At 65.8% G+C, this 15424-nt stretch carries 14 protein-coding genes; 8 read left to right on the top strand and 6 right to left on the bottom strand.

What is annotated here, in order from left to right:
* Positions 1 to 7: 7 nt before the first annotated feature.
* The 3 genes from dxs to AC3A6F_RS00830 are packed head-to-tail and all read right to left on the bottom strand — an operon-like array spanning position 8 to position 3048.
* Entirely contained in the window at positions 8 to 1882 is a 1875-nt protein-coding gene (gene dxs / locus AC3A6F_RS00840; protein ID WP_487678070.1) for a 1-deoxy-D-xylulose-5-phosphate synthase, read from the bottom strand.
* Entirely contained in the window at positions 1883 to 2782 is a 900-nt protein-coding gene (locus tag AC3A6F_RS00835; RefSeq protein ID WP_487678473.1) for a polyprenyl synthetase family protein, read from the bottom strand. It lies immediately after the preceding gene.
* Between the two features lie 11 nt (positions 2783 to 2793).
* Positions 2794 to 3048 (bottom strand): exodeoxyribonuclease VII small subunit, encoded by a 255-nt coding sequence (locus AC3A6F_RS00830; RefSeq protein ID WP_229414972.1) that lies wholly within the window; start codon positions 3046 to 3048, stop codon positions 2794 to 2796.
* A 357-nt stretch (positions 3049 to 3405) separates the two neighbouring features.
* Here AC3A6F_RS00830 and AC3A6F_RS00825 point away from each other — a divergent pair, with 357 nt between their 5' ends.
* From AC3A6F_RS00825 to AC3A6F_RS00815, 3 genes are all read left to right on the top strand, one after another.
* Complete coding sequence (locus AC3A6F_RS00825; protein ID WP_123070056.1) at positions 3406 to 4506, top strand: aromatic ring-hydroxylating oxygenase subunit alpha; 1101 nt, start codon at positions 3406 to 3408, stop codon at positions 4504 to 4506.
* A gap of 84 nt (positions 4507 to 4590) precedes the next feature.
* A complete protein-coding gene (locus AC3A6F_RS00820; protein WP_487678067.1) occupies positions 4591 to 5511 on the top strand; it encodes a DMT family transporter in 921 nt (306 codons plus the stop codon).
* A 16-nt stretch (positions 5512 to 5527) separates the two neighbouring features.
* Positions 5528 to 6382, top strand: coding sequence for a sulfurtransferase (locus AC3A6F_RS00815; RefSeq protein ID WP_487678065.1), 855 nt, complete (start codon positions 5528 to 5530; stop codon positions 6380 to 6382).
* Between the two features lie 151 nt (positions 6383 to 6533).
* Here the strand turns inward: AC3A6F_RS00815 and AC3A6F_RS00810 are convergent, their stop codons facing one another.
* The 3 genes from AC3A6F_RS00810 to AC3A6F_RS00800 form a co-directional block, all read right to left on the bottom strand.
* On the bottom strand, positions 6534 to 7268 hold the full coding sequence (locus tag AC3A6F_RS00810) for a ZIP family metal transporter (RefSeq protein ID WP_487678063.1): 735 nt from the start codon (positions 7266 to 7268) through the stop codon (positions 6534 to 6536).
* Positions 7269 to 7423: 155 nt separating this feature from the next.
* Positions 7424 to 8308: a dienelactone hydrolase family protein gene (locus AC3A6F_RS00805; protein ID WP_487678061.1), complete on the bottom strand. Its 885-nt coding sequence runs from the start codon at positions 8306 to 8308 to the stop codon at positions 7424 to 7426.
* A 73-nt stretch (positions 8309 to 8381) separates the two neighbouring features.
* A complete protein-coding gene (locus AC3A6F_RS00800) occupies positions 8382 to 9320 on the bottom strand; it encodes a GlxA family transcriptional regulator (RefSeq protein WP_487678059.1) in 939 nt (312 codons plus the stop codon).
* A 147-nt stretch (positions 9321 to 9467) separates the two neighbouring features.
* On the opposite strand from AC3A6F_RS00800, the gene AC3A6F_RS00795 reads away from it, so the two are divergent.
* From AC3A6F_RS00795 to AC3A6F_RS00775, 5 genes are all read left to right on the top strand, one after another.
* On the top strand, positions 9468 to 9812 hold the full coding sequence (locus tag AC3A6F_RS00795) for a DUF3817 domain-containing protein (RefSeq protein ID WP_487678057.1): 345 nt from the start codon (positions 9468 to 9470) through the stop codon (positions 9810 to 9812).
* On the top strand, positions 9809 to 10216 hold the full coding sequence (locus AC3A6F_RS00790; protein WP_487678055.1) for a CopD family protein: 408 nt from the start codon (positions 9809 to 9811) through the stop codon (positions 10214 to 10216). The genes AC3A6F_RS00795 and AC3A6F_RS00790 overlap by 4 nt, the downstream gene beginning before the upstream one ends.
* 151 nt (positions 10217 to 10367) lie before the next feature.
* A complete protein-coding gene (locus AC3A6F_RS00785; protein WP_487678053.1) occupies positions 10368 to 12875 on the top strand; it encodes a TonB-dependent receptor in 2508 nt (835 codons plus the stop codon).
* Positions 12876 to 12891: 16 nt separating this feature from the next.
* Positions 12892 to 14364: a CehA/McbA family metallohydrolase gene (locus AC3A6F_RS00780; RefSeq protein ID WP_487678051.1), complete on the top strand. Its 1473-nt coding sequence runs from the start codon at positions 12892 to 12894 to the stop codon at positions 14362 to 14364.
* A gap of 42 nt (positions 14365 to 14406) precedes the next feature.
* Complete coding sequence (locus tag AC3A6F_RS00775; RefSeq protein ID WP_487678049.1) at positions 14407 to 15414, top strand: serine hydrolase domain-containing protein; 1008 nt, start codon at positions 14407 to 14409, stop codon at positions 15412 to 15414.
* Positions 15415 to 15424 lie beyond the last annotated feature (10 nt).

Raw genomic sequence — 15424 nt, 5'->3', positions numbered from 1 at the left:
CGGGCGATCAGCCGTTGTTGACCACCAGCCGCGGTTCATCCTGCGCCACCAGGCGCGCACGGATCGACGCCGCGATGCCCTTGGCATCCAGGCCGACCGACGCCAGCAGCGCCGCCGGATCGCCCTGGTCGATGAAGTTGTCGGGCAGGCCCAGGTTGAGCACCGGCTTGGCAATGCCGGCGGCGGCCAGCGCTTCCATCACGGCGGCGCCGGCGCCGCCCATGATGCAGCCCTCTTCCACCGTCACCAGCAGGTCGTGCTCCTGCGCCAGGCGCTTGACCAGTTCGACGTCGAGCGGCTTCACGAAGCGCATGTTCGCCACGGTCGCATCGAGTTCCTCGCCCGCCTTCAGGCTTGGCGCCACCATCGAGCCGAACGCCAGGATCGCGACGTCCTTGCCGGTGCGGCGCACTTCGCCCTTGCCGATCTCGATCGAAGTCAATGCTTCGACGATCGGAGCGCCGACGCCGGCGCCGCGCGGATAGCGCACCGCGGCCGGGCCGGGATAGTGGTAGGCGGTGGTCAGCATCTGGCGGCACTCGTTCTCGTCCGACGCCGCCATCACGACCATGTTCGGGATGCAGCGCAGATAGGCCAGGTCGTAGTTGCCGGCGTGGGTCGCGCCGTCGGCGCCGACCAGGCCCGCGCGGTCGAGCGCGAAGGTCACGTCCAGGTTCTGCAGCGCCACGTCGTGGATCAGCTGGTCGTAGGCGCGCTGCAGGAAGGTCGAGTAGATCGCGACCACAGGCTTGACGCCTTCGGTGGCCATGCCGGCCGCGAAGGTCACCGAATGCTGCTCGGCGATGCCGACGTCGAAGTAGCGCTGCGGGTACTCCTGGTGGAAGCGCACCATGCCCGAGCCTTCGCGCATGGCGGGTGTGATGCCGACCAGGCGTTTATCCGCGGCCGCCATGTCGCACAGCCAGTTGCCGAATACCTCGGTATAGGTGATCTTGCCCGGCGCGGTGGACGGCTTGATGCCCTCGAGGTGGTTGAACTTGCCGGTGCCGTGGTACAGGATCGGCTCGGCCTCGGCCAGCTTGTAGCCCTGGCCCTTCTTGGTCACCACGTGGAGGAATTGCGGCCCCTTGAGCTTCTTGATGTTTTCCAGCGTCGGGATCAGCGAATCGAGATCATGGCCGTCGATCGGGCCGATGTAATTGAAGCCGAATTCCTCGAACATCGTGGCCGGGACCACCATGCCCTTGGCGTGTTCCTCGAGCTTGCGCGCGAGATCGAGCACCGGCGCCGGCAGCACGCTCTTGCCCACGTTCTTGGCCGCGGCGTAAAACTGGCCCGACAGCAGGCGCGCCAGGTAGCGGTTCAGGGCGCCGACCGGCGGCGAGATCGACATGTCGTTGTCGTTCAGGATGACCAGCAGGTTGACGTCGTCCTCGACGCCCGCGTTATTGAGCGCCTCGAACGCCATGCCGGCGGTCATGGAGCCGTCGCCGATGACGGCGATCGCATGGCGGTCCTCGCCCTTGATCTTGGCCGCTGCGGCCATGCCCAGGGCCGCCGAGATCGAGGTCGACGAGTGGGCGGTGCCGAAGGTGTCGTACTCGCTCTCGTCGCGCTTCGGGAAGCCCGACAGGCCGTTCAATTGGCGCAATGTGGGCATGCGGCCGCGGCGACCGGTGAGGATCTTGTGCGAATAGGTCTGGTGGCCGACGTCCCACACGATGCGGTCGCGCGGCGTGTCGTACACATAGTGCAGCGCGATCGTCAGTTCCACCGTGCCCAGGTTGGACGACAGGTGGCCGCCGGTCCTGGACACCGACTCGAGCAGGAACTGGCGCAGCTCGTGCGCCAGCGGGGTGAGCTGGGTGCGCGGCAGCTTGCGCAGGTCGGATGGTTCGTTGATTTTTTCTAGCAGGTTCATTTAGGCCTTCCGCTGCACGATCAGGTCTGCCAGTTCGCGCAGACGCTGTGCTTTGTCTCCAAATGGCGCCAGCGCTTCGTGCGCGTCACGCCGCAGTTGCTCGGCCAGCGCCCGCGATGGCTCCAGGCCGAGGATCGACACATAGGTCGGTTTGTTGTCGGCCGCGTCCTTGCCGGCGGTCTTGCCCAGCGTGGCCGAATCGGCGGTGGCGTCGAGTACATCGTCGACCACCTGGAACGCCAGTCCCACCGCGGCGGAATAGGCGTCCAATGCTTGCAGCTCTTGCTGCGCCAGGTCGCGGCCGGCGAGCGCGCCAAGCAGCACCGACACGCGCAGCATGGCGCCGGTTTTCAATTGATGCATGCGCTCGAGCTGTTCGCGGGTGAGCGACAGGCCGACGCTATCGAGGTCGATCGCCTGGCCGCCGCACATGCCGGCGGAACCCGCAGCTTGCGCCAGCAGGCGCACCATCGTCAGCTGGCGCGCCGGCGGCAGCGTTGCGCTGTCGGCACCGGCCACCACCTCGAAAGCTTGCGCCTGCAAGGTGTCGCCGACCAGCAGCGCGGTCGCTTCGTCATAGGCCACGTGCACCGTCGGCTTGCCGCGGCGCAGGGCGTCGTCGTCCATGCACGGCATGTCGTCGTGCACCAGCGAATACACGTGGATCATTTCGACCGCGCTCGCGACCCGGGCCAGCGTTTGCGGATCGGCGTCGAACAGCGCGCCGGCGGCATACGCCAGCAGCGGGCGTACGCGCTTGCCGCCACCGAGCGTGGTGTAGCGCATCGCCTCGTGCAGCTTGTGCGGCACCCGGTCGCCTGGGGGCAGGAAGGTGTCGAGCGCTTCCTCGACCCTGGCCTGGACGGCGCGGGTCCAGGCGCCGAAATCCTGCGCCGTCATGAGATCTGGCGTCATTGCGCCGCCTCGTCGTCGCTAAATGGCTTGAGCATATCGCCTTCGAGCACCTTGACCTGGGACTCGACTTTTTCGAGTTGGGCCGCGCAATACTTGACCAGCTCGGAGCCGCGCGCATAGGCCGCCACCGAGGCTTCCAGCGGCAAGGCGCCGGATTCCATCTGTGTCACGAGCTGCGCCAGTTCGGCCATCGCCTGCTCGAAGGATTGCGGAGGCGCAGCTGCTGCTGCAGGCGCGCTATCCGCTGTCATATTCTTTGCCATAAGTCGCTATCGTGAAGGCGTCCAGTTGTGCGCCGTGGGTCAGTCCAATCGCGTATTTTAGATCAATCCCACCCCACGGGGGGCGCACATTGCAGCATTCACAACTAGCAAGTGCGTCAACAATCCGGTCGACGCCCCCACCCTGCCCTTTTTTCCGACATGAAAACCATGCCTCATCGGCAACACATCAAACGCCGCGCACCACAAACTCGCGCCGGCCCAAGACGGTAGAGCCTGTTACGCAGTATAATCTCCGGTTCTGTCCGAAATACCGTATTCCTCTACTTAAATACTGGTCTTTGGATTCTTTCTCTTCTTTGGAAGCTACCTTAAAGGGGGGTTGGGATGTCCGATCTGGCTACCCACGCCAAGCTGGCGCGCTCGAACGCACAGCTTCCGGTAAATGTTTATTTTGACGACGCGCTCCTCAAGCGCGAGATGCAGCAACTGTTCCACAATGGCCCGCGCTATATCGGCCATGAATTGATGGTGCCGGAAACCGGGGACTTCGCGACGCTCGCCTCCGAGCACGAAGGCCGCATGCTGGTGCGTAACGCCGGGGGCATCGAAGTGCTGTCCAACGTCTGCCGCCACCGCCAGGCGCTGATGTTCAATGGCCGCGGCAATGCGAAGAACATCGTGTGCCCGCTGCACCGGTGGACCTATGACCTGAAGGGCGAATTGATCGGCGCACCGCATTTTGCGGACACGCCGTGCCTGAACCTGTCGAAGACCCCGCTGCAGAACTGGAATGGCCTGCTGTTCGAACAGAACGGCTACAACGTGATGGACAAGCTGGGCAAGCTGTCGGTGACGAAGGACCTCGACTTCTCGGGCTATATGTTCGACCACGTCGAAATCCACGAGTGCGACTACAACTGGAAGACCTTCATCGAGGTCTACCTGGAGGACTACCACGTCGAACCGTTCCACCCGGGCCTGGGCAACTTCGTCTCGTGCGACGACCTGAAATGGGAATTCGGCAGCGACTACAGCGTGCAGACCGTGGGCGTGAACCGCGCGCTGCAGAAGGCCGGCTCGCCGGCCTATAAACGCTGGCAGGAACAGGTCCTGAAGTTCAACAACGGCCAGCCGCCGAAGTACGGCGCGATCTGGCTGACGCTGTACCCGAACATCATGGTCGAGTGGTACCCGAACGTGCTGGTGGTGTCGACCCTGTGGCCGGACGGCCCGCAGAAGACCCGCAACGTGGTCGAGTTCTACTACCCCGAAGAGATCGTGCTGTTCGAGCGCGAATTCGTCGAGGCCGAACGCGCCGCCTACATGGAGACGGCGGTCGAGGACGACGAGATCGGCCTGCGCATGGACGCCGGCCGCAAGATCCTGGTGGCGCGCGGCGTCAACGAAGTCGGCCCGTACCAGTCGCCGATGGAAGACGGCATGCAGCACTTCCACGAGTGGTATCGCAGCAGGATCGCCTTGTAACCCCTGAGTCGTAAAACCGGCGCCGCACCCTGGCGCCACGGACCGCGCGGCGCCAATGCCGCACGGTCTTTCACTGGAAATCCGATGGCTTCCCTCTGGATGTTGTACGCCAGCTTCGCGTTCGCTGCCATGGGCGCGGGCGTGAAGCTGGCTTCCGAGTTCTATTCCACCTCCGAACTCCTGATGTACCGGGGCCTGATCGGCACCCTCATCCTGCTGCTCATGGTGCGCCGCCAGGGCGGCACCTTCAAGACGGATTTCGGCAAGGCCCACCTGTGGCGCAGCCTGGTCGGCGTGACTTCGCTGTGGCTGTGGTTCTTCGCGATCGGCCGCCTGCCGCTGGCCACCGCGATGACGCTCAACTATATGGCCCCGATCTGGATCGCGGCCGGGATGTTCGCCATGGGCTGGTGGACGAAGACCAAGCATGCCGAATGGCCGCTGGTGGTGGCGATCGCCTCCAGCTTCTTCGGCGTGACGATGGTGCTGCAGCCGGCCGTCGAGAGCCAGCAGTGGCTGGGCGGCCTGGCCGGCGTGTGCTCGTCGATGATCTCGGCCATGGCCTATATGCAGGTGCGTAAACTTGGCCAGTTGGGCGAGCCCGAATACCGCGTGGTGTTCTACTTCTCGCTGACCACGACCGTGGTTGGCCTGTTTGCGACCCTGGCCGGCGACGGCCCGCGAGAAGCGCTGTTCCATTCGCACACCCCATACGGCTTCCTGCTGCTGCTGGGGATCGGCGGCGCCGCCCTGATTGCCCAGATGTGCATGACCCGCGCCTACCGCGTGGGCAAGGTGCTGGTGGTGGCCAATCTGCAGTACACCGGCATCGTGTTCTCCACCTTGTGGGGCCTGATCCTGTGGGGCGACGCCTTCGACTGGCATGTGTGGCTGGGCATCGGCGTGATCCTGCTCTCGGGACTGGCCGCGACGTTCTACAATACCCGCAAGACGGCGCGCGGCGCCGTCGTCAAGGACCAGGACCCCGTGGTCAGCGAATCGTAGAAGGAGACTTTACGCCATGTTCAAGACCCTGATTTCGGCCAGCCAGCTGGCCTCCCATATCGACGACCCGAAGTGGGTCGTGGTGGACTGCCGCCACGATCTGGTGAACCTCGCCGCCGGGCGCGACGGCTATGCCGCCGGCCACCTGCCGAACGCGGTGTTCGCCGACATCGAGACCGTGCTGTCGGGCGCCAAGCGCAGCCCGGATGGCGTGTTCCTCGGCCGCCATCCGCTGCCGGAGAAGGAAGCGCTGGTGCAAGCCCTGCGCGAGTTCGGCATCGGCGACGACACGCAAGTGGTCGCCTACGACGCCCACGGCGGCATGTTCGCAGCGCGCCTGTGGTGGCTGCTGCGCTGGCTGGGCCACGAGGCGGTGGCGGTGCTCGATGGCGGCATGGCGGCCTGGCAGGCGCTGGGACAACCCTTGTCGACCGATGCCCCCGTCAAGCCGCGCGGCAGCTTGACCGTACGCGCTCCTTTTGTGCCTACCGTGACGGTACGGGAGGTAATGGACAACCTGGAGAGCGGCCGGCGCATCGTCATCGACGCCCGCGCGGCCGACCGCTTCCGCGGCGAGAACGAGACCATCGATCCGGTGGGTGGCCACATCCCGGGCGCGAGGAACCGCTTCTTCAAGGACAACCTGCAGGCCGACGGCCGGTTCAAGGCCCCCGAAGACCTGCGCGCGGAGTTCGGCGCCCTGGTCGACGATCCGCAACGCGCCATCATGCAGTGCGGCTCGGGTGTGACCGCGTGTCACAACCTGCTGGCGCTGGAAGTGGCGGGGATGCCGGGGGCGAGCCTGTATCCGGGATCGTGGAGCGAGTGGGTTGGGGATTCGGCGCGGCCGGTCGCGAAGGGTGTGGATTAAGCTGGCGAACTTAGGTTCCCGCCAAGGCGCCCGGCGAGGGCGGGAACGACGTGCGGCGGGCGCGTACTACGTCAATCTTAGCGAGCCCCCTGCCTAAGAACCGTCGTCCCCGCGCAGGCGGGGACCCAAGCTTTTACCGCAGCCACCACCCTCAAAACGCGTGCAACGCCACCACGATCGCCACCCCCAGCCCGATCAGCAACACCTGCGGCACCGTCTCCTTCAGCGTCGCCCGGCGCTGCATCTGCGGCATCAGGTCGCTGACCGCGATATAGATGAAGCCTGACGACGCGAACACCAGCACATAGGGAATCAGCCCGCTTGCCTGGTCCAGCGTGAAGTAGCCCAGCAGGCCGCCCGCCACCGCCAGCAGGCTGCACAGCAGGTTGAACACATAGGCGCGCAGGCGCGAGAAGCCGGCGTTGAGCAGGATGATGAAGTCGCCGATCTCTTGCGGGATCTCGTGGGCGACGATGGCCAGCGCGGTCACGATGCCCACTTCCGGGTCGGCCAGGAAGGCCGCCGCGATCAGGATGCCGTCGGTGAAGTTGTGCATGCCGTCGCCGAGCAGGATCATCCAGCCCGACTTGCCGGCCTCGCGCGCGTCATGGCCGTGGGCATGGTGGTGTCCGTCGCCCTCGTGGTGGTGCGAATGGCGCAGCAGCGCCACTTTTTCCAGTAAAAAGAACGCCAGCAGGCCCGCCAGCAAGGTGGCGAACAGGCTCTTGATGTCGGCGCCCGATTCGAAGGCCTCCGGCAGCGCGTGCAGCAGCGACGTCGCCAGCATGATGCCGACCGACAGGCTGACCATCTTTTCGACCACTTTCGACAGCAGGGCGAACGAAAAAAGCGCAGCCCCGGAAATGCTGACGACGCCGGCGATCACGGTCGCCAGCAGGATGGAACTCAGGGTCGGGTCGAAAAGCGGGTCGATTTGAAAGCCTCTTGTTCTGTTCTTGCGACGATCCGCAAACCGGACATTGTACCGCTCCCGGCCCACGGTCGTCCAAGAGCCAGCCTAAACAGACTGGCTTGCAGGCATCAGGCGACGCCGTGCTTGCGGAACCATGCCAGCGCGCGGTTCCAGCCGTCCGCGGCGTCGGCAGCATTGAAGCTCGGGCGGTAATCGGCATGGAAGGCGTGGCCGGAATCCGGATACACGTGGATCGTCGAGCGGCTGTTGCCCTTGTCGAGCGCGGCCTGCATGCGCTGGACCGTGTCCAACGGGATGCCGGTGTCCTTTGCGCCGTACAGGCCCAGCACCGGCACCTTCAGGTTCTGGGCCACGTCGACCGGGTGCTTGGGCGTGAATGACGTCGCCTCGCCCACCAGGCGGCCGTACCAGGCCACGCCGGCCTTGACGTCCAGGTTGTGCGCCGCGTACAGCCAGGTGATGCGCCCGCCCCAGCAAAAACCGGTGATGCCCAGCTTCTTCGTGTCGCCGCCGCGCTGCCTGGCCCAGTCGACGACCCGGTCGAGGTCGGACATGACTTGCGCATCCGGCGTCCGGGAGACGATGGTCTTGATCAGTTCAGCGGTATTGGGCGCCTTGGTCGCATCGCCCTGGCGCACGAACAGGTCGGGTGCGATCGCCATATAGCCCTGCTTGGCGAAGCGGCGCGCCACGTCCTTGATGTGTTCGTGCACGCCGAAGATCTCGGAAACCACCAGAATGACCGGGACATTGGTCTTGCCGCGCGGCTGGGCGCGATAGACCGGCACGTCCTGACCCTCGATGACGAGGATACTGTCGGCCGCGTCGAGGCCTTCGGTATCGGTCTGGACCTGGGTCTGCGCGGCCACCGGCAGCGCGGACACGGCAAAGCCGGTGCCGACCGCCGCCTTCAGGAAGTCGCGCCGCTTCACGCCGTCGTCGTAGGCGCTGGCTCCCAGCAGGCTGTTGCCGTCGTTGACGAGATCTTTCATGGATTTCCCCCTTCTGGACAGTGTTGGACAGGATTGCCAGTTTAGCATCGCTTGCAGGGGCTGGGCGTGCGATTCAACGCGGCCGGAAGCTGCGCCGGTAGTAGTGCGGGCTGGTCCCCACCTGCTTGCTGAAGCAGGCCCGGAAGGCGGCGCTGGAACCGAATCCGGTGGCGTTGGCCACCTGTTCGACGGACAGGGCGCTGGTCTCCAGCAGATACTGGGCGCGCCGCACGCGCGCGCCGAGCAGCCATTGCAGCGGCGAGGTGCCTGTCTGCTCGATGAAGCGCCGGCTCAGCGTGCGCTTGCTCAGCGCTGCGTGCGCCGCGATGGTATCCAGGGTCAGCGCGCAATGCAGTTGCGATTCGATCCATTTCAGCACCGGCTGCAGCGCCAGCGACGACGAGGGCTCGGGGTGCACGATGAACTGGGCCTGGCCGCCAGCGCGCTCCAGCGGCATCACTGCAAGGCGCGCCGCGTCCGCGGCCACGGCGGCGCCGTAGTCGCGCCGCACCAGGTGCAGGCACAGGTCGAGTCCGGCCGCGGCGCCCGCCGAGGTCAGCACCTTGCCGTTGTCGATGAACAGGACATTGGGGTCGACGTCGATTCCCGGAAAGCGCCGCGCCAGCTCCCCCGCCGCCATCCAGTGGGTGGTGGCGCGCACGCCATCGAGCACGCCACTGGCCGCGAGCACGAAGGCGCCGGTGCAGATCGAGGCGATGCGCGCGCCGCGTGCGGATGCCTCCCTGATCGTCGCGAGCACGGGTTCCGGCAGCGGCGCATCGATGTCGTCGATGCCGGGCACGATCACCGTATCGGCCGTGCGGGCGTGGCCCAGGTTCCAGCGCGTATGCAGGTCGAACAGCCCGGCGCCGACCGACGGCGCCTCGCCGCAGACCCTGACATCGTAGGCAGTGTTCAAGCCCGGCACGCGTACACGGCTGAATACTTCGCAGGCGGTGGCCAGGTCGAATGGGATGCAGCCGTGCTGCGCGAGGATGGCGATGGTGTGCATGGCGCGATTATAGTGAGCCGCTCGATACCTGCCAGGCCCTGAAGTAGAGCTTGGCTGGAAACAAGCGAAGAATGGCATTCCAGCCAGTGTTGGCGACTATCTCCCTCCCTCACAATCATGGTTCGCACAACGATTGGAGACGGCACGATGGATTCCACCACCGGACAACTGCGCGGACCACTGCGGCGCCTGCACCATGCCGCACTGGCGGAAGGCGCGACCCTCATTGTCTTGCTGGGCATTGCAGTGCCACTGAAGCATCTCGCCGGCCTGCCCGGTTTTGTGACGGTCTTGGGCCCGCTCCACGGCCTGGCTTTCCTCTACTACCTCTGGACCATCTCGAACACTGCAGCTGGCGATGACTGGACCCGCGCCGACATTGGCCGCATGGTGGCGTGTGCCATGGTTCCTTTCGGCGCATGGTTCAGCATCCGCCTGGTCCGGCGCAAGGCTGCCGCGCTGGCGGGGGTGGCGGGGGTGGCGCCCCGATGATCTATTTGCTGCTGAAGGCAGGCCACATCGTCGCCCTGATGACCTGGATCGGCGGCATGCTGGCGCAGGTGCTGTTACTGCGCACGATGGCGCCAGGGCCGCACCAGCGCCATGTGCTCGACGCGGCCGTGCGCTGGGACCGGCGCCTGGCCGCGCCGGCGATGATGCTGGCCTGGGCTTGCGGCCTGGCGCTGGCCAGCATCGGCCATTGGTTCTCCTCGCCCTGGCTGATCGTCAAGCTGGTGTTGGTCGTCGCCCTCTCGGCCGTGCATGGCGTCGTGAGCGGCAGCGTGCGGCGCATGGCCGGCGGCGTGCCCGCGTCGTCCGCGCTGTCGAGACATGCGGGAACAGGGATCCTGGCCAGCGTCACGGCCATCGTCCTGCTGGTCGTGATCAAGCCCTGAGCGTGCGGTCATTGCCTCAGGCTATGACTTTCGCATATTTCGTGATACTTCTGTCATGCCGATTTAACACTTAATCGTTATCGTTTTCCGATCGTCATGCCGCCATCGCCGCGGATGCTCCGCACGGTCTCTACAAAGGAAAACGCCAGCAATGAAGTCGACAGTCATCCAACAAGCCCTGCGCACGGCCTTTTGCGGCGGCAGCGCCGTCATGTTCGGCCTCACGGCCCTGCCGCTGCATGCCCAGGACACGCCGGTGCCCGCCGCACCCGCCCCGGCAGCGGTGCCAGCCGACGTGGTCGTGGTCACCGGCACTGCATCGAAGCAGTCGAAGATCAAGGCCAGCTACTCGATCACCACCATCGACGAAGACACCCTGCGCATGCAGGCCCCGACCTCGGTCACCGAGGCGGTGAAATCGGTGCCCGGCTTCTGGGTCGAGGCCTCGGGCGGCGAAGCCTCGGGCAATATCCGCGCGCGCGGCATCCCGGTCGACGGCTTCGGTTCGGTCACCCTGCTCGAAGACGGCATCCCGGTCCAGCACGACCCCTCGCTCGGCTACCTGAACGCCGACCAGGCCTTCCGCCTGGACGAAACCAGCGACCGCATCGAGGTCGTGCGCGGCGGCCCCTCGTCGGTGTTCTACACCAACGCCCCGGCCGGCGCGATCAACTTCCTGTCGCGCGAGATCGGCGACACACCGGGCGGCTCGATCAAGTTCACGGGCAGTAACAAGGGCCAGCGCCGCGCCGACTTCTGGTACGGCACGCCGCTGGGCGATGGCTGGGGCGTCGGCATCGGCGGCTTCTACCGCGTCGACGACGGCATCCGCGATCCCGGCTACCGCGCCAACGACGGCGGCCAGGTGCGCCTGAAGCTGGTCAAGGAGATCGACCGCGGCCGCATGAGCTTCGACGTCAAGCACCTGGACGACAAGGTGGCGCTGTTCCTGGCGATCCCGATGCGCACCGGTGACGACGGCAAGATCCGCGCCGTCCCCGGCTTCGACGGCAACTACGGCACCGTGGCCGGCCCCGACACCCGCCACATCCGCATGCGGATGGGCGACGGCGGCACCTACGACTTCGACAACACCGAAGGCACCCACGTGCGCCGCGACCAGTTGAGCTTCAAGCTCGAGAAGGAACTGGGCAACGACTGGCGCATCGACCAGTCGTTGCGCTATTCGGACACTCACACCCAGCGCAACGGCGTGTTCGCCAACCAGCTGCAGAGCATCGACGCCTTTCTCAAGACTTCCCAGGGCTTGCTGGCCCAGGTGCCCGGTGCGACCGGGCTCTCGCTGCAGTACGCGAACCTGCCCGGCGGGGCCTATCCAGGCAACGGCGCGGTCGACAACGGCCTGATGATCGTCGGCGGCCTGCGCGGCATCACCATGCCGCTCGAAGAAATCATCAACGACACCCGGCTGTCGCGCCGCTTCAACGTGGGCGGCCAGACCCACGACATCGCCGTCGGCTACTACTTCGCCCGCTTCGACCAGGGCTTCGACCGCTATTCGTCGACCGTGCTGCTGGGCGCCCGGCACCAGGCGCCGCTGCTCGACCTGGTCGCCCTGGATTCCGCCGGCAACCGTCTCGGCACCCTGACCGACCACGGCATCTACAACTACGGTTACGAGTGGGAGAACGCGGAAGGCCGCTCGACCACCCACGCGCTGTACCTGGCCGACGAGTGGCAGGTCAACAGCCAGCTGCGCGTCGACGCCGGCCTGCGCTGGGAACGCGTGCAGACCGAAGGCTGGGTCGAGCGTCCGACCACGGTCAACGGGGGCACCTTCGCCACCTCGAAGATCCGCACCGGCAGCGGCGTGTTCGACACCTATGACCACCACTTCGACAAGACCGGCTGGACCCTCGGCGCCAACTACCAGCTGGACCGCAACGCCGGCCTGTTCGGCCGCTGGACCAGCGCCTTCCGCCTGCCGAACCTGAGTTCCTACATCACCAGCCCGACCGCGAAGCCGATCATCCAGACCATGGACCTGGCCGAAGTGGGCTACAAGTTCCGCAGCCCGCTGATCGACCTGTATCCGACGCTGTTCTATTCGAAGTACGACAACGTCAGTTATACGAACTACGTGTTCTCGCTCGATAACGCGAGCGCCGCGCCGCAGACCGGCTATGCCGCCACCCGCACCTGGGGACTGGAACTCGAAGGCATGCTGCGCCCGACCGATTGGGCCGACCTGGGCTTCAACGTCACGCTGCAGAATCCCGAGTACGACAATCTGCGCTATACCGACCAGGTGAACGGCCAGCCGGTGCCGCGCGACTTCAGCGGCAACCGCCTGGTGCGCGTGCCCAAGACGAGCTTCCGCCTGGTGCCGGGCCTGAACCTGCTGGGCGACGACCTGCGCCTGCAGCTGACCTGGGAATACCAGGGCGACCGCTTCGTCGATTCAGCCAATTCGGTGCGCCTGCCCTCCTACCGCATGCTGAACTTCTCGGCGCGCTATCGGCTGTCAAACAAGATGACGGGCTTCGTCTACGTCGACAACATCAATAATTCGCAGGGCCTCACCGAGGGCAATCCGCGTGCGGGCGAATTGCAGAATGCCGACGCCGGCGCCAACACCTTCCTCGCGCGCCCGGTCCTGGGCCGCGCGATCAGGGCGGCGCTCAAGATCGACTTCTGATCAGGAGGAAAAACCCATGCGCCTGCTGTTCCTCTTGCTGCTGCTTGCCAGCGTCAAGGCCCACGCCGATACGCCGGACCTGGTCTTGCGCGGCGCCTTGACCGGCGCCGACCACCAGACCTACCGCAGCGTGCCGTTCGACGTGCCGGCCGGCGTCGAGCGCATCACCGTCGAATTCGACTACGACGGCAAGGACCAGCGTTCGGTCATCGACCTGGGCCTGCTCGGCCCCGACGGAACGCTGCGCGGCTGGAGCGGCGGCAACAAGCGCGCCTTCACGGTCAGCGGCGTGGATGCCACGCCGTCCTACCAGCCGACGCCAACCACGCCGGGCACCTGGGCCCTGCTGCTCGGCATTCCGAACATGCGCCAGCACGCGCGCGCCGAGTACACGGCGCAGGTCTATTTTTCGCGCTCGCTGAACGTGGCCGACGAACCAGCCCTGCTGCGGCCTGTCCTGCGCAAAGGGGCCGGCTGGTACCGCGGCGACCTGCACACCCACACCGGGCACAGCGACGGCAGCTGTCCGACGACGGATGGTGCTGGCCCCGTCCCCTGCCCGCTCTACATGACGGCATTGACGGCGCAGGAGAGAAAGCTCGACTTCGTCGCCATCACCGAACATAACTACGTCGGCCACGCCAACGCGATGCGCGAGATGCAGCCGCGCTTCGACCGCCTGCTCCTGATGCCGGCGCGCGAGATCACCACTTTCCACGGCCACGCCAACCTGTTCGGCACCCTGGCCCCGCTCGACTTTCGCATCGCGCCGGGCGCGCATGCCGATGCCAACAGCCTGCTGGCAGCTGCCGCGAACCTGAACGGCCTGCTGTCGATCAACCACCCGGTGCGGCCTTCGGGTGAACAGTGCATGGGCTGCGGCTGGGAACAGGCGACCGATATGCGCCGGGTGCAGGCGATCGAGGTGGTCAATGGTCCGGACGCGGACAGCGAATGGTCGGGCATCCCGTTCTGGCATGCGCAACTGCAGCGCGGCCTGCGCATCACCGCCATCGGCGGCAGCGACAACCACCGTCCGCACGAGGCGCGCGGCACGCCCGGCGCACTGGGCGAGCCAACCACGGTCGTGCATGCGCGCGAGTTGTCGCAGCTCGCGCTGCTGGAAGGGATCCGCGCCGGCCGCGTGTTCATCGACCTCAAGAATGTGCCGGGCCGTACGCTGGAACTGACGGCGCAGGCGGCCGGGCAGCAGGCGATGATGGGCGATGCGCTGGCTGTGAAAAAAGGCGACAGCGCCCGCTTCACGGTGCGCGTGGCGCAGGCGAAGGGAGCGCGGATCGAGGTGCTGTTCGATGGCGAACGCCCGGCCCTGCTGGCGCAACGCGAGGTCGATGGCGACGACGTGGTGCGTGAATTCACCTGGCGCAGCGACGGCAAACGCCACTGGGTGCGGGTCGACGTACGTGATAGCGCGAGCAAGCTCATTTTGCTCGGCAATCCGATTTACCTGAATGCGGAGGGCGGCTGAGCTTATACTTGTCGGCTCATCGCGGACAAGACAGGGATTTTCGTGCACCGGCTGGAAGACTATTTCACGCAACTGCAATCGGCCTTGCCGCCGGACGGCCCTGGCTTCAGCGCCGCCGTCCTGCGCGACGGCAAACCCGTATTCGAGCTTCACCACGGCATGGCGTCGCTCGAACTGAAGGTGCCCTTGTCGTCCGACTCGGCCTATTACCTCGCCTCCGAATCCAAGCAGTTCACCGCCGCCTGCGTGCTGTCGCTGGTGCGCGAGGGCGCCATCGGGCTCGATGACGATGTCTGCGCCCACCTGCCGGAGCTGGCGAATTTCGAACAGCCCTTCCCGCTGCGCAGCCTGCTCAATCACAGCAGCGGCATTCCCGGCTATTTCCAGTTCATCGAATGCCAGTTGTCGCGCCACGAGGCCGACTACTTCGACAACCGGATGATCCTGGCGCTGATCAAGCGTCTTGACACTGTCGTCATCCCCACGTCGACCGGCTACCGCTACAGCAACAGCAACTACATCCTGCTCGCTACCCTGGTCGAGCGCCTGAGCGGCATGCCGCTCGGCCGCTATGCGAGAGAAAAGCTGTTCGAACCGCTGGACATGCGGCGCATCGCGTTCGACGAGGACCGCTTCAGCATCATCGAACACCGGGTCTTCAGCTATGCGGCCGATGCTGGGCGTCCGTTCGGCTACAAGCAGCACCTGGGCAATGCCAATACCGTCGGCGACGGCGGCGTATATGCCAGCGTCAGCGAGCTGCTGCGCTGGGAAAAGGAGTGGCACCGCCAGTGGGCCGATCCATCGAGCCTGCTGCACGCGATGCTGCAGCCATCGCCCTTGCTGGACGGTTCGGTGCCAACCTACCGCTTCGGGCTGGAGGTGATCCAGCGCGCAGGCCATGACGTCGTGTTCCACAGCGGCGGCCTGTGGGGATTCGACACGCTGATCCTCAGGATTCCAGCCCGCGGCATGTCGGTCATCCAGCTGGCCAATTGCGAGGTGGCGCAATCGGATATCGAAAAGATCGTGGCCGCCGCGCTCGATTGAGAACGGATCG

Source organism: Massilia sp. Soil_C_3 (assembly GCF_057657035.1).
Note: the sequence above shows the minus strand (reverse complement) of the source record. Positions and strands in the feature narration are given on the sequence as shown.

Coding starts and splice junctions, on each gene's coding strand:
- AC3A6F_RS00790 (WP_487678055.1), top strand. CDS start 9,809: ATGATCTATTTGCTGCTGAAGGCAGGCCACATCGTCGCCCTGATGACC.
- AC3A6F_RS00800 (WP_487678059.1), bottom strand. CDS start 9,320: ATGCACACCATCGCCATCCTCGCGCAGCACGGCTGCATCCCATTCGAC.
- AC3A6F_RS00785 (WP_487678053.1), top strand. CDS start 10,368: ATGAAGTCGACAGTCATCCAACAAGCCCTGCGCACGGCCTTTTGCGGC.
- AC3A6F_RS00825 (WP_123070056.1), top strand. CDS start 3,406: ATGTCCGATCTGGCTACCCACGCCAAGCTGGCGCGCTCGAACGCACAG.
- AC3A6F_RS00835 (WP_487678473.1), bottom strand. CDS start 2,782: ATGACGGCGCAGGATTTCGGCGCCTGGACCCGCGCCGTCCAGGCCAGG.
- AC3A6F_RS00820 (WP_487678067.1), top strand. CDS start 4,591: ATGGCTTCCCTCTGGATGTTGTACGCCAGCTTCGCGTTCGCTGCCATG.
- AC3A6F_RS00815 (WP_487678065.1), top strand. CDS start 5,528: ATGTTCAAGACCCTGATTTCGGCCAGCCAGCTGGCCTCCCATATCGAC.
- AC3A6F_RS00805 (WP_487678061.1), bottom strand. CDS start 8,308: ATGAAAGATCTCGTCAACGACGGCAACAGCCTGCTGGGAGCCAGCGCC.
- AC3A6F_RS00780 (WP_487678051.1), top strand. CDS start 12,892: ATGCGCCTGCTGTTCCTCTTGCTGCTGCTTGCCAGCGTCAAGGCCCAC.
- AC3A6F_RS00830 (WP_229414972.1), bottom strand. CDS start 3,048: ATGACAGCGGATAGCGCGCCTGCAGCAGCAGCTGCGCCTCCGCAATCC.
- dxs (WP_487678070.1), bottom strand. CDS start 1,882: ATGAACCTGCTAGAAAAAATCAACGAACCATCCGACCTGCGCAAGCTG.
- AC3A6F_RS00795 (WP_487678057.1), top strand. CDS start 9,468: ATGGATTCCACCACCGGACAACTGCGCGGACCACTGCGGCGCCTGCAC.